Origin of the sequence: Pontibacter pamirensis, from assembly GCF_010015475.1 — a bacterium.
GTDB lineage: Bacteria > Bacteroidota > Bacteroidia > Cytophagales > Hymenobacteraceae > Pontibacter > Pontibacter pamirensis.
In genome coordinates this window covers 26,397-41,027 of the sequence record NZ_SSNI01000037.1, presented here as the reverse complement: position 1 = coordinate 41,027, position 14,631 = coordinate 26,397, and the positions used below count along the sequence as shown (strand labels likewise).

Genomic DNA, 14,631 nt, shown 5'->3' with positions numbered 1-14,631 from the left:
CTTCTGGCCGTTACTTTATCGTTTACTCTCGTAAATTACTTGCTCTTGCTGTTCTTTCTTCCGGAGCCGCTTTTATTACCGCCGCCATCTTGCTTGTTCACGGTGGCCCAGGCTCTCTTTTCAGCTTCCTCGTGGCTGACACCTTTCTCCTCGTAACTATCTTCAATATGTTGTGCTTTCCGCTTTTGCTTGTCTGTATAAGCAGACTTATCTCCTTGTGACATCTTTTCCTCCTTTTGTTTAATGAAACATAGTATTCGGGAACATTTCGTTCCTGCTCTTTTTACGAAAAAAATTCAACAGAATGGTGAAAAGAGAAAGAAACCCTGCGTAGGAGGTCTCAAAGTATACTGCAGCCCTGGTTATCTTTCTTTTAATTTCAGAACCTATACCTATGCAAGCAGTTTGAAGCTATAGCAGATTACACCGTCGCTGTTGCGTCTCACCAAGAACTTACCTGAAAAGACACAGCATGGGCGGTTTTGTCTCAATTTGTAATTTTATACCTTCCATAAATAAAAGGTCATTGTTCATTAAACAACGTAATCAATTGATACCAAGCATATTTAACTGGAGTGGCGGCAAAGACTCGTCACTGTGCCTGCACCATGTGCTGCAGGGCAATAAATACAAAGTAAAAAAACTGCTTACCACCCTGAGTGGCCCTACCCAGCGCGTGAGCATGCACGGTGTGCGGCAGGAGTTATTGCAGCAACAGGCTCAAAGCATTGGTCTGCCATTGCAGCAGATTTTCCTGCCTGAGCATGCCAGTATGAGCACTTACGATGAAATAATGGAAAGCAGCATGCGCAGGCAACAGCAGCAAGGTATAACGCATGCTATTTTTGGGGATATCAACTTAGAAGACCTTCGCGCCTACAGAGAGAAGCAACTGGAAAAGGTATACCTTCAGGCTGTCTTCCCGCTATGGAACAGACCGACGAAAGAACTGGTACAGGAGTTTCTGCAGTTGGGTTTTAAAGCCGTGGTGGTTTGTGTGAACGAGCGTTTGCTTGATGCATCTTTTGCCGGCAGGCGTCTGGATAATACCTTTCTGCAGGATTTACCAGCAAACGTAGACGCTGCCGGCGAGAATGGCGAATTCCACACGTTTGTTTATGACGGGCCCATCTTCCATCAACCTGTTCCCTACACGCTAGGTGAAACCGTGCGCAAAACCTACGCTCCTGCTGCTGCCCCTGACGACGAGTGTTTCAAGCAGGTAGAAAAGCCGGTTTTTGACAACGCCTTCTGGTTCCGGGATCTGCTCCCGGCGTAGCTAGCCTGCAAAATGCCTTTCCGAAGCAGAAAGCCGGTGTACCCAAATTGATGTATACAAATTGATAACAATGTAGTATACACCTAGATAAAAGCATAAATCCATGGAACAGGTAAAGTATGATTTCAGCGGAAAAGTGGTACTGATTACGGGTGGCACCTCCGGCATTGGTTTAGCGACAGCACTGCTTTTTGCAGAGGCAAATGCAAAAGTAATCATCACGGGCAGAGATGCTGCAAAAGGCGAGGCAGCCATTTCATCTTTAAGAGCTTTGATAAAGGAGCCTCGCTTTATTAAAACCGACAACAGTGAACCTGAATCAATCCTGGCCCTTTTCCAGAAAATCATGGCCGAATTTGGCAGGTTAGATGTGGCTGTAAACAATGCGGCAAACGAAAAAGGAGTAGGCAAGCTGCTGCATGAATTTGAACCCGATGAGTTTTCAATGGCGATGAATGCCAACCTGCAGGGGGTATGGCTTTGCATGCAGCAGGAAATCAGGATAATGCTGGCGCAGCAGCCATCGGGTGGCGCCATTGTCAATGTATCCAGCATCAACGGGCTGGGAGGCGCGCCGGGCGGAGCACTGTATTCTGCAGCAAAAGCGGGCGTAATCGCTTTAACTAAATCTGCTGCGCAAGAGCTAGCCATGGCCAACATCAGGGTAAATGTGCTGGCACCGGGAGCCCATCAAACACCTATGCTGCAAGGGGTAATGGAAGGCCAGGCCGGAGGCGATCCACAGAAACTGGAGCAGATAAAGCAAATGTACCTTTCCTTGATACCCCAAAAACGCATTGCAGCACCTTCTGAAGCCGCTGCCGCCATTGCCTGGCTTTGTTCCGAAAGCTCCAGTTATGTTACAGGCCATACCCTTATTGTTGATGGTGGTATGAGTGCGATGGTGCGGTAATGGCATTTGTTAAAGTAATTCTTCTGTTTCTTCCAACCTCTTCCTTTAGATAAGCAACTATAACTTCAGGACCTGAATCAATGTACTTTTTTTTGTTTTAGTTGATAAGTCATTTATCAAAACTGAATTCGATTAAAGACCAAATCCAACTTTTATCATACATCATAACTATTTCAAAAATTTATTTCACTTAAAGTTGTTATTATAAATAGGGGAATTCATATATTTGTTTAAATATATCTCTTGTGAGAACGGTTCACTAAACTCTCAAATTGAAATTCTCTATGAAAAAGCTCTTGTGTTCCCTCCTGTTCTGTTTGGCTATAGCTGTCACAAGTCAGGCACAATCCTCAACTGACGTCGTAGACATCATTGAAGAGGGCATTCGTTTGTATGAAGAAGGCAATTACAAAGCCGCCATAGAGCAGCACAAAGAGGCACTAAAATTAGATGCAAAAAACCCGGAGGCAAACTATGAACTGGCACTTACTTATTTTGCTTTAAAGGACATGCCCAACGCCATCGCTTACAGCAACGCGGTTATCAAGACCAGAGTAGCAGAGCCTGAATTGAGAGCGCAGGCCCACGTGAACAAAGGCAGCGCGCTTGATGTGTCGGGTAAGCCTGAAAAAGCCATAAAAGAGTATTACAGAGCCATTAAGCTTGCTCCCAGACATCACCTGGCCTATTACAACCTCGGCCTGACGCATTACAACCAGAAGAATTACAAGGAAGCGGAGCAATACCTGACCAAAGCCCTTCAATTTAATCAGGGGCACGGCAGCAGCCATTTGTTGCTGGCTTATATTAAACAGGCGCAGAAGCAACGGGTACAAAGCCTGCTGGCACTCTACAACTTCCTGCTGCTGGAGCCAGCCTCAGAGAGAGCCCCGGCTGCATATGAGCTTCTGCAGCAAATGCAACAAGAGGGTGTTTCTAAGGGTAATGGGAATGCCATCAATATTACCGTTAGCGCAGACAAACTGGTCGACAACCCATTCTCGGCAGCTGAGTTGATGGTATCCATGACGCAGGCCTCTCACTCTATAGAAGCACAGGAAGTCAAAACGCCTGAGCAACTGTTTTATGAAAACACCGAGTCTTTCTTCAACATACTCGGTGAGTTGAGAGAAGAGAAGCAGGATTTCTGGTGGAGCTACTACGTTGAGTTTTTTCATGAGATGGCACTGGATAAAAATGTAGAAACATTCAGCTACTACATCAGCCAAAGCAAAAGCCCGGCGTCCCTAAACTGGCTGCAGAAACACCCGGAGAAAGTAGAGCAACTAACTTCCTGGTACAGGAACTACAAGCGGTAAGCGCAAACAAATAACGTCTGGCATGGCCGGGAGAAACAGAAGCAAAACAGGTTTCTGTCTCTTTCGGCCATTATTATTACCTTTGCCCTATGATTTCACAGAGGCAATTGTTTCTACAGCACGTAGCACAGACATCGGATTTTCCGTTGATGATTGAGATAGAGAAGGCGGAGGGCGTGTACATGTACGGCCAGGAGGGCCAACGCTACCTCGACCTGATTTCAGGTATCGGTGTGAGCAACGTGGGGCACCGCCACCCGCGTGTGCTGCAGGCCATACACGACCAACTGGACAAGTACATGCACCTGATGGTGTACGGCGAGTTTGTGCAGGCACCACAAGCACAGTTGGCCCACGCTCTCCACACCACACTGCCGAAGCAACTCAACAACACTTATTTTCTTAACTCAGGCACAGAGGCAGTAGAAGGAGCGCTTAAACTTGCAAAACGCTATACCGGCCGCACCGAGCTTATCTCCTGCTACAACGCCTACCATGGTTCCACGCAGGGAGCACTTTCCATGAATGGCAGTGAGAGCTTCAAGAATGCCTTCCGGCCGCTGCTTCCTGATGTGCGCCATATCCGCTATAACGCCATCGAAGACCTGGAGCAAATCACGAAGCGCACGGCCGCTGTGCTCATCGAAACAGTGCAGGGCGAAGCCGGAGTGCGTGTGCCGGAGAACAATTACCTGCAGCGCCTGCAAGAGCGCTGTAGCCAAACCGGTACCTTGCTGATACTCGATGAGATACAGTGTGGCTTTGGCCGCACCGGCACTTTCTGGGGCTTCGAACAATTTGGCATTGTGCCCGACATTCTGGTTTGCGCCAAAGGAATGGGTGGCGGTATGCCGATCGGGGCTTTCATAGCTCCTCAGGAAATTATGGCCGCCTTCAAAACGGATCCAATCCTAGGCCACTGCACTACGTTTGGGGGCCACCCGGTCAGTTGCGCAGCATCGCTGGCTACCCTGCAGGTGATACAGGAAGAAAAGCTAACTGCAGACGTACAGCAGAAGGCAGCGCTGTTCAGGCAATTGCTCGTGCACCCCCGCATCAAAGAAATCCGGAACTGCGGTTTATTAATGGCGGCGGAATTTGAGTCTTTCGAAGTGTTGAAGGCAGTGATTGACCGTGCTATTTTAAATGGTGTGCTTACCGATTGGTTCCTCTTCTGCGACAACTCCATGCGGATTGCGCCTCCCCTTGTTATTTCGGAGGCGCAGATAAGAGAAGCATGTGAAGTAATTCTGCGCTCTATTGATGAAGCTGTAGGAGCTTAATGTAACGAGCTGTTACAAGCCGATGCCTTACCCGACAGCAACTTCAGGAGAAAAGATGAACCGGACACAGCACCTCTGTTCCTGCTGTATCGTACATTAACAGTTTGATACCTGTCCGTCATCAAATTTTCACTCTAAATGACCACCGCCAGGAGCACTTGCACGTAAAAGCCGAAGCTGCACCTTAAGCCAAAGGTCCGCTCAATCAGGATATTATGGAAATAGCACTTGTGCTAACACTACTGGTCATTGCAGTGGTGCTTTTCGCTACTGAAAAACTCTCCGTTGAGATCGTGACGCTGATCATGCTCATCATACTGGCGAGCGCCCGCATCATTTCTCCCGAGGAGGCTTTTGCCGGCTTAAGCAGCGACTTCATTATCATCATTGCCTCTATTTTTATACTCAGTGCCGCCTTGCAGGAGACAGGTATTCTTGACTTTGCCGTAGTGCGGCTCGTGCGGCTGGCACACAAGAGCACTAATCTGATGCTGTTTATCGTGATGATGGTAACAGGCGTCGTTTCAGCCTTTATGAATAATACCACCGTTACGGCTATGTTTGTAACACCGCTTGTGGGTTTATCAAGGCGCACCAGCACAAGTGCTTCAAAGTTACTGATGCCCCTGGCATTTGCAGCCATTTTAGGTGGCACCTGCACGCTCATTGGCACCTCTACCAATGTGGCCGTGAGCGGTTACATTGCTAAATCAGGGCTCCCTCCTATCGGTCTTTTTGAGATATCAGGCATCGGCTTTGCCATTTTCCTGGTAGGTGTTATTTATATGATGACTATCGGGCAGCGCATGATGCCTGACCGTGGCGACCAGGAACTTACGGAGGAATACAAGCTTCAGAAGTACCTGTCCGAGATTGTGGTACTATTAGATTCACCCTTAGTTGGCCAGCTGGTGTTTGCCTCCGACCTCACCTCGCTGAACTTCCGGATTCTGAACATCATCCGGGGCGAAGACAACTTCCTCCCCGACTTCCGCACGCGCATTCAGGAAAAAGACGTACTGTTAGTAGAAGGAGATCTCGATAACCTGATAAAGGTGAAGGAAACGAAAGGGATCAAAATTATGGCGGATGTTATCCTGGCGGAAGACCTGCAGACAGAGGCTATCCGGCTGGCGGAGCTGCTGGTGGTCCGCCAGTCGAACCTCATCGGGAATACCGTAAAAGAAGTTAATTTCCTGCAACGCTATGGCTTGGTGGTGATAGCTATCTCCCGACACGGCGAAACACTGCGCACCAAGATCGGAAGTATTCAGCTACAGCTCGGCGACCTTTTATTAGTACAGGGCTCCTCCGAACGACTGAAGCAATTGCGTACCTCTAACAATGTGGCCCTATTGGGTGAGTTTGAGCCTATCCTGTTCAGGAAACGGAAAGGCATCATTGCTTTTTCCTGCTTTGCCGTAGCCATACTGCTGGGCACCCTAAAGATCCTCCCGCTTTCCATTGCCTTCCTGCTGGCTGCCATCTGCAGCATTCTCTTCCGCTGCATTAGTACCGAAAAAGCTTACTCCGCAATTGATTTTAAGCTGCTTATTCTGATTGGAGGTATGACGGCCTTTGGTACAGCCATGGAAAATTCCGGTGCAGCAGACTTTCTGGCAGAGGGCATAGTGGAGTTGCTGGGTTCACTGGGCAAAATGGCCGTGCTGTCAGGGTTCGTCATCCTGACTGTGCTACTGACGCAGCCTATGTCGAATGCGGCGGCGGCACTGGTGGTGGTACCGGTTGCGTTGCGGGCAGCTGTAGAAATGGGAGCAGACCCTCGGGCCTTTGCCATTGCCATTATGCTGGCAGCCTCCGTGTCGCTGGTTACGCCTTTCGAGCCTGCCTGTATTTTAGTGTATAGCCCAGGCAAATACAAGTTCTGGGACTTTATCCGGATTGGTTCGCCGCTAACACTGCTGCTGATAATAGTCATCCTTTTGCTGGTCCCGGTTTTCTGGCCAATGTAACAGCTTTGCGCCTGCAGCAGTAAGCATACATACATGTGATAAACATTAATATATGAAAAAGACGCTGTACCTATTAACTTTATCGCTGGCTGCTTATGCCTGCTCACCAGTAAATGAAGAAGTGCAGGATGAGTACGTGGAGGTAGCTCCCATTCCGGAGGCGCTTGACACGATCACTAGCACCAGGAAAGACGCTGTGCAAACAGACGAAAACGAAACGGACCCCACTTTGCCTATGCCCCAGCCCGTGATGCAACTACTCACAGAACAGTATGAAGGTTGGGAGAAGCCTACCCTGGCACAAGAAGCTTCTGCGCAGGCAGAGAATTATACGCAGGGCCCCATGATTGTGCGCGGCGACTTTAACGGAGATACTTACCAAGACTTAGCCTTGCAGCTAAGGCAGGGCAACAATGTTGTAATTGTAGCGGCCTTACAGGAAGATGAAGAAAATTATGAACTATACGAACTGAAACGGGACATCTTATTTAATGATCGGGGCACACTCAAGAGCCTCTACTATCTATACAGCATCGATCAGGGCGAAGAACTGCATCACGATGCAACAAACGAAGACATAGAGGCTCCACACGACGCTATAGCGGTAGGCGTTACAGGAGATACCAGCGTTTACCTGTTTCAGGATGGAGAATTTGAGGAATATACAATCGAATAGTAACCGTACTATACCTTACTCATATAAACAAGAGAGGCTGAGTAAAAGATTTACTCAGCCTCTCTTGTTATAGAGGAATGCGCCTGATGCCAGAAAACAGCAGGCACTTCATTTACGCCTGCACTAGCAGGTAAATTTTAAATAAGCATGTTTAGTAATTGAGAAAAGACTGTGCATCACGTTTGATGTTATCACGCCCCAGGCCATCTTTCACACCCATGGAGATCTTACGTACCAGCACCCCCACAATCGTTTTCTTAAACCCCAGCCTGCCAGCCATGTTAATGCAGAAGTCCATTTCACTTTCATCCACAATGCCGTCAGCCAGCATCATCTCCACCAAGTCATAAATCTGGTCGAAACGCTCAGAGTCATTTTCAGGCAACTGCGCCTCCATGCTGGCAGCGTTCGAAACAAGGTCGCGTACCTCTTCAGCTTTCATACCATGCTTTTTACCGATAGAAACGATGAAATTCATCTCTGTCGGATCCAGGTGCCCATCAATCTTAGCCAGCGCACTCAGGTTAGTGATGTGGCTCTTTACTCTCTTTGTTTCTTCGCTCTCAAAAAAACCGAACATATACTGCCTTTAAATTAATAATTATTTAATTGCTTTGATATTGTGCTAAAACTCTACTTTCTGCTAAATTTGCAGTCTTACGCGCACCGTGTAAGGATGTCGTGCAGAAAACACCTCAGGTTTCAGACCAGGTATTTCGATAATGCATACGATTTTCTATATTTTTAGTCGTGCTTTTGTGCCTTTTTTTATAAACAGACTTAAGCAGCTGACGTCACGAAAATTGCCTCCCCTCACTAAGCGTAATTTAGAGATTACTCACTTGATAATCAAGGATAAATATTTAAACTTAACACATCACTCTTCCATGAAAAAAATTGGCGTATTTACTTCAGGCGGTGATGCTCCTGGCATGAATGCCTGCATAAGAGCAATCGTAAGAACTGCTGTATATCATGGTATAGAAGTATACGGAATTCGTCGCGGGTATAATGGCATGATCAAGGGGGAGATCTCTAAATTAGAGTCTTACTCTGTGAGTAATATCATTCAGAAGGGAGGCACGATACTCCGGTCTGCCCGCAGCAAAGATTTCATGACCAAAGAAGGTCGTAAAACAGCGTATGAGCAGCTCCAGAAGTTAGGCATCGAAGGCCTCGTAGCAATTGGCGGGGACGGCACTTTTACAGGAGCCAACATATTTTTTGAGGAATACGGCTTGCCAACCATCGGTGCCCCCGGCACCATAGACAACGACCTGTACGGCACTGACTATACCATTGGCTACGACACCGCTGTAAACACAGCCTTAGATGCCATCGACAAAATCAGGGATACCGCTGACAGCCACGACCGCGTGTTCTTTATAGAAGTGATGGGCCGCGACTCAGGCTACATCGCCATACCATGTGCCATCGGTGGCGGTGCCGAGATCGTGATGATCCCGGAAACAGACACCAGCATAGACTATGTGGTAGACACCCTGCGTACCGGCTGGAGCCGCTCTAAGACATCGTTCATCGTGATAGTAGCCGAGGGAGACGCAGAAGGCAGCGCCACTGACGTAGCCAGCAAGGTACAGGAGGCACTGCCGCATATGGACGCCCGCGTAACCATATTGGGCCACGTGCAGCGTGGGGGCTCCCCTACCGCCGCCGACCGCATGCTGGCCAGCCAGCTGGGTATTGCCTGTGTGGAAGGCCTGATATCCGGACGCCAGAACGAGATGGCCGGTATCATTGACGGCAAACTGACCTATACCCCATTCATTGACACCATCACCAAAGACAAGCCCATCAATCCGGAGTTTATCAACATGGTAAATATCCTTTCTGTATAGCTTTTCGCAAAGCTTACTGCATTTTACTGTTTTATACTTCTGTGGCCAGCGCGCCCAGGAGTATAAAATAATTCCCCTCCTGTTCTGAGCCCTGAATAATAACATAAATCCTTGTTCGTAAAGGATTTATTCTCAAACATTCCTTTTTATCTATCCATATTGATATTATTCCGTAAAAGCAGAGCACTAACCAACATTGCACTGCTATCGCTTCTGCCAAACATATCGGACGTATCATCCTGAAGATCATACTCTGGCCCCTCGCCTTTGTTGTAGGACTTCTTATACTTATTGTTATTGCACTGCAGTTCCCGCAGGTACAGAACTGGGCTGCTGACAAAGGTGCCAACTACCTCGCTGACACCCTCGACACCCGGGTGGAAATCGGCGGCTTCACCACCGACTGGCGTAATACGCTGGTGCTAACGGAGGTGTATGTAGAGGACCAGCAACAGGACACGCTGTGGTACAGCGAAAGGCTGGGTGTGGACATGCGTATTTTCTCGCTGCTATCAGGCGAGCTGAACATCGGGGAGGTGAACCTGCAGAACGCTACACTCAAACTACACATACAAGAGGACAGCACCACCAATTTCGACTTTATTACAGAGGCCTTTGCCACGGATACCACAGCTGCTCCACAGCCTGCAGATACTACTGCTGCCATGCAAATTTCCTTAGGCACCGTAATCCTGAACAATGTATATGTGGTGTTTCGGGATGAGGCCGGAGGAAATTATGTAGAGACCCGTGTAGGGGAGCTGGAAACAACGATGGAAGAAGTTGACCTGGATGCCCAACGCTATCTTGTTGATGAAATTGAATTGGCCAATACCTGGGTAGACTACGAACAGACAAAGCTGCCGCCTGAAAGTGAGTCGGAGCCACTGGAGATGGAATTTGGACTAAACCGGGTGGCACTGGAAAACATACGCGTCAGCTATCTGAGCTATCCATCTGACCAACGCATTGAACTGGCTCTGGGAGAGTCGGAAATGGTGGCGGAAAACATCAACATAGATGAAGCCCGGATTGATTTGGAGAGCTTCGTCCTGCGCAACACAGACCTGAAGTATGTACAGAAGCAGTACACGCCTGCGGACTCGCTGACCGTGAACCCTGCCAGAACAGCAGAAGAGTTAGATCAGTCGGTGGAAGAGGCAAGCGGACAGCCCATGAACTGGGTGGTAACGCTGGGTGAGTTAGATGTAACAGACCTAGATGTGCTCTTTGATAACGCTGATGCACCAAAGCAACCGCAAGGGATGGACTTTAATCACCTGCTGTTTACGGATATCGTTCTCGACGCCCAGGACATACTGTATAGCCTTAACCGCATTCGGGTAGACCTGAACCAGTTCACACTCCAGGAGCAAAGCGGATTTGCACTGCAAAACTTTGAAGCCAATATTGTGGTGGACTCCACCAGCGCCAGCCTGACAAACCTGGATTTAAAAACAGGTAACAGCCATCTGCAAAACGACCTTCAAATGACGTACCCTTCTTTAGAGGCGATAACGGAGAACCCATCCCAGGTGGGCCTGGACCTTGACATCAACAACAGCTACGTTGGTATGCAGGATGTGATGTACTTTGCACCAGACCTGGCAGAAGACCCTGCCTTCCAGAATATAGCCAACAGCACGATCAGGTTTGAAGCCGAGGCAGAAGGCCAACTGGATAACCTAAGGATAAGCAACCTGCAACTGGCTGGATTGAAAGACACTTACGTGGATATTAGTGGCAATGTGCGCAATGCTATGGACCCTGACAACCTGTACATGGACCTCAACATTGACCGCTTTACCACTACTAGAACAGATATACTTGCCCTTGCTCCTGCCGGCACTATTCCTCCTGACTTCAGAATACCGCGCCAGATAAGCCTGGAAGGCAATTACACTGGCACCCTGACTGCATTTGATACCAATTTAGATTTACGCAGCTCATATGGCAATGTGAATGCCGTTGTAGACATGGATGCCAACGAGAACTTTACCGCCACTGTGAGCTCCGGCGGCTTTGACCTGGGCCAGTTGTTTACGGACAGCCTGGGGCTTGGGCAGGTGGCGCTCGAGGCCAGAGCCAGTGGCAACGGGCTTGATCCTGAAACAATGGAGGCCACGGTAGAGGCAGATGTGCAGCGGTTTGATTACAACAACTATACTTATAATGACATCAACATAGAGGCCCGTATTAACAGCGGCTTGTATGAGGTGGAGGCTGCTGCTGCGGATGAAAATCTTAACTTTGACCTCGCAGGCACCTTTAATCTGCGCGACACGCTGCAACCCGCTTATGCCTTTAACCTAAATCTACAGGAAGCAGACCTTCAGGCTTTGAACCTGTACCCTGAGCCACTGGCCATACAAGGCCAACTGCAAGGTGAGTTCACGGGTGCTGATGCCACTACTATAAGTGGCACTTTGGAGGGAGATGAGTTAGTGATTCAGTATGATGGAACAGCCTATCCTATAGATACCTTGCTACTCACGCTGGAGCAGACCGGGGAGATGGAAGAACTGGAGCTAACGTCAGACATAGTGGATGCTGAAATACATTTTGAGAATTCGCTGGCAACACTGCCTACGGCACTGCAGAAGTACTTTTCAGACTACTTTGATTTGCAGCCGGACCCACCTTATCCTGCCGATGTTAACTTAGAAGATTTCAGATTTGCGCTGGACATTAAACAAACGAACCTGATTACCGCTTTCGTGCCAGGGCTGACGCAGCTGCAAATTGACAGCACCATTACCGGAGCTTATGATGCACAGGGACAGGAATTAGTAGTGGACGGGCATATCAATTCTATTGTGTACACCGACTATACCTTACGTGACCTGGACCTGCGACTACGCGGAGACCAGAACGAACTAGCCTATAATCTTGACTTACAGCGGTTAATATCACCCTCTCTACAAATGCAGAACATTACACTGGAAGGCGCCGCCCAGGATGATGCGCTGACTGTACGGCTGGCTATAGCAGGTGACACAGCAGAGCAGGAGCGCTTTGTGATTGGAGGCGAGCTCGACAGTGAGGGGCAAGGCTACCGCTTCTCCTTCAATCCGGACCAACTGGTTATTAATGGTGATGACTGGGACGTGCCACAGGATAATTACCTGCAGTTTGACACGGATCTGCTTTACGCCAATAACATTGTACTGCAGCATGACAACCAGGCCATCTCCCTGAACAGCACAGGTCCTGTGAGTCCTGAAGCACCGCTGAATGTCGGTTTCGAGAACGTTGACATCGGCTACATCATGAGCACTTTCCAGGACCCGCAGGACAGCCTGATTGCCGGAACAATCAATGGAGAGGCCACGCTGAATGACATTATGTCCGGCACGCTAAGCTTCACCTCAGATCTTGCTGTTACCGATCTTGTTTATGAAGGCACTCCTGTAGGCGACCTAGCATTGGAGGCCAGCAGCATAGGCGACAACCGGTATAACATTGATGCGCAGCTGACAGACAATGGCAATCAAGTGATCGTAGATGGCTTCGTGGAAACTCAGCCCAATGCCACCTTGCTCAACCTGACTGCGAATATAGCTAACCTGAATATAGCCTCGCTAGAAGGTTTTACAGCAGGTATGGTGAATCAGCTGGATGGACAGGCAAGCGGTGACCTCCGCATCAGCGGTACCGTAGCTAACCCTGATATAATCGGAGAACTAAACTTTGATCAGGCACAGTTCAACATCACCATGTTTGGCTCTCTGTTCACTTTGGAAGATGAGCGGCTGGTGTTTAACGAACAAGGTATTCTTTTCCCTGACTTCACCATTACCGATACTCTCGGGAACGACCTTAGAATTGAAGGCCTGATTGGAACAGAAACCTTCACCGACTTCCAATTTGATCTGGATGTAGAAACAGACCGGTTCCTTGCCCTGAACTCTACTTCGCAGGATAACGACCTGTTCTACGGCACGTTGTTCGTGGCTGCAGATGCTACCATTGGCGGTAACCTGGAAGTGCCGGAAGTAGATGTAGATGTGCGGGTGTTGGAGGGTTCTGATTTTACCACCGTTATTCCCGCAGATCAGGTTGGTGCCGCAGAACGCGAGGGCATCGTGGAGTTCGTGAACCTGAATCAGGACATGACCAGGATCATCAGCAGACCTGAAGAACAAGACTCAGTAGAAGTTACCGGTTTTGTTGGCGCTGATGTAGAAGCAGAAATTACCGTAACGGATGAGACTCCTATCACCATTGTGATTGACCCTATTACCGGTGATAATTTGGTGGTGCGTGGAACAGCAGACCCATTGTACATCGGGATGAGGCCGAGTGGCGAAATTAACATGACCGGCCGCTATACCATTTCAAGTGGCCGCTATAGCATGGACTTTTATGACCTGGCATCACGGGAATTAGAAATAGCCGAAGACAGCTACATCAGTTGGTCAGGAGACCCGCTGCAGGCTACCATGGATATCACGGCAATCTATAATGTGGAAGCAGCACCTCAAGAACTGGTAGCTTCACAGGCTGCTGGGGTACAAGACCCGGCTTTGCAGAACCAGGCAGAGTTTCAGGTGCTGGTAAATGTAGAGGGTGACCTTTTGACACCAGACATTGGTTTTGATATACAGCTGGCAGAGGGAGAGGAAAGAAACGTACCCGACCAGGTAGTCACCAGCCTGGGTAACCTGCGCCAGGATGAGTCGGAGCTAAACAAGCAGGTTTTCGCACTTCTTGTTCTTGGCCGCTTTCTGGCGCCCGACCCATTGGCTAGCTCTGGCGGCGGCCTTGAAGCCTCAGCCCGAAACAGCCTGAGCGGCGTGTTAACAGATCAGCTTAACGCACTTACTAACCGCTACGCGGGCGGTTTAGGCCTGGAAGTGGGAGTAGATTCCTACCAGGACTATTCAACCGGCTCAGCGGAAGGTCGCACGGACCTGAACGTTGCCCTGCGCCAGCAGTTCCTCGACGACAGACTTACCGTGCGTGTTGGTACCGACATAGGCTTGGAAGGGGGTAACCGCTCGAACCAGACCATGAGTGGCTTTGGCGGAGACATTTCAGTAGAGTACTCTCTTACTGAAGATGGCCGTTTGCGGGTGCGTGGTTTCCAACGCAACCAATATGAGGGTGTATTGGAGGGTGGCGATGTCCGTGCCACAGGAGTATCCCTGATTTATATGCGGGAGTATAACAACTTCTCGGACCTCTTCCGAAGCCTGGAAGAGGTAATGAGAAAGGAAGAAGAGCGTAAACAGGAAGAAGAAATAAAGCTTCAGCAGGAACAGGCATTAAAAGAAGAAGAAAATCAACTTAAAGAAGAAGGTACAGAACGATAGTATATGTTACACAC

The 14,631-nt window shown here is 48.9% G+C and carries 10 protein-coding genes; 8 read left to right on the top strand and 2 right to left on the bottom strand.

Annotated features, from left to right (window positions below):
• Positions 1 to 35: 35 nt before the first annotated feature.
• Positions 36 to 224, bottom strand: a complete 189-nt coding sequence (locus E1919_RS21930) for a hypothetical protein (protein WP_162055557.1) — start codon at positions 222 to 224, stop codon at positions 36 to 38.
• A gap of 326 nt (positions 225 to 550) precedes the next feature.
• Here E1919_RS21930 and E1919_RS21925 point away from each other — a divergent pair, with 326 nt between their 5' ends.
• The 6 genes from E1919_RS21925 (at position 551) to E1919_RS21900 (ending at position 7,443) form a co-directional block, all read left to right on the top strand.
• On the top strand, positions 551 to 1,279 hold the full coding sequence (locus E1919_RS21925) for a Dph6-related ATP pyrophosphatase (protein ID WP_162055556.1): 729 nt from the start codon (positions 551 to 553) through the stop codon (positions 1,277 to 1,279).
• 103 nt (positions 1,280 to 1,382) lie between these two features.
• Positions 1,383 to 2,192: an SDR family NAD(P)-dependent oxidoreductase gene (locus E1919_RS21920; RefSeq protein WP_162055555.1), complete on the top strand. Its 810-nt coding sequence runs from the start codon at positions 1,383 to 1,385 to the stop codon at positions 2,190 to 2,192.
• A 284-nt stretch (positions 2,193 to 2,476) separates the two neighbouring features.
• Positions 2,477 to 3,511 (top strand): tetratricopeptide repeat protein, encoded by a 1,035-nt coding sequence (locus E1919_RS21915; protein ID WP_162055554.1) that lies wholly within the window; start codon positions 2,477 to 2,479, stop codon positions 3,509 to 3,511.
• A 92-nt stretch (positions 3,512 to 3,603) separates the two neighbouring features.
• Positions 3,604 to 4,794, top strand: coding sequence for an aspartate aminotransferase family protein (locus E1919_RS21910; RefSeq protein WP_162055570.1), 1,191 nt, complete (start codon positions 3,604 to 3,606; stop codon positions 4,792 to 4,794).
• Positions 4,795 to 5,009: 215 nt separating this feature from the next.
• Entirely contained in the window at positions 5,010 to 6,767 is a 1,758-nt protein-coding gene (locus E1919_RS21905; RefSeq protein ID WP_162055553.1) for an SLC13 family permease, read from the top strand.
• A gap of 52 nt (positions 6,768 to 6,819) precedes the next feature.
• Positions 6,820 to 7,443 carry a hypothetical protein gene (locus tag E1919_RS21900; RefSeq protein ID WP_162055552.1) on the top strand — a complete coding sequence of 208 codons (624 nt, stop codon included), beginning with the start codon at positions 6,820 to 6,822 and terminating at the stop codon, positions 7,441 to 7,443.
• 151 nt (positions 7,444 to 7,594) lie between these two features.
• On the opposite strand, the gene E1919_RS21895 is transcribed toward E1919_RS21900, so the two are convergent.
• Positions 7,595 to 8,023, bottom strand: a complete 429-nt coding sequence (locus tag E1919_RS21895) for a TerB family tellurite resistance protein (protein WP_162055551.1) — start codon at positions 8,021 to 8,023, stop codon at positions 7,595 to 7,597.
• A gap of 307 nt (positions 8,024 to 8,330) precedes the next feature.
• Here E1919_RS21895 and pfkA point away from each other — a divergent pair, with 307 nt between their 5' ends.
• Positions 8,331 to 9,302, top strand: a complete 972-nt coding sequence (gene pfkA / locus E1919_RS21890; RefSeq protein ID WP_162055550.1) for a 6-phosphofructokinase — start codon at positions 8,331 to 8,333, stop codon at positions 9,300 to 9,302.
• Between the two features lie 206 nt (positions 9,303 to 9,508).
• Positions 9,509 to 14,617: a translocation/assembly module TamB domain-containing protein gene (locus E1919_RS21885; RefSeq protein WP_317168259.1), complete on the top strand. Its 5,109-nt coding sequence runs from the start codon at positions 9,509 to 9,511 to the stop codon at positions 14,615 to 14,617.
• Positions 14,618 to 14,631 lie beyond the last annotated feature (14 nt).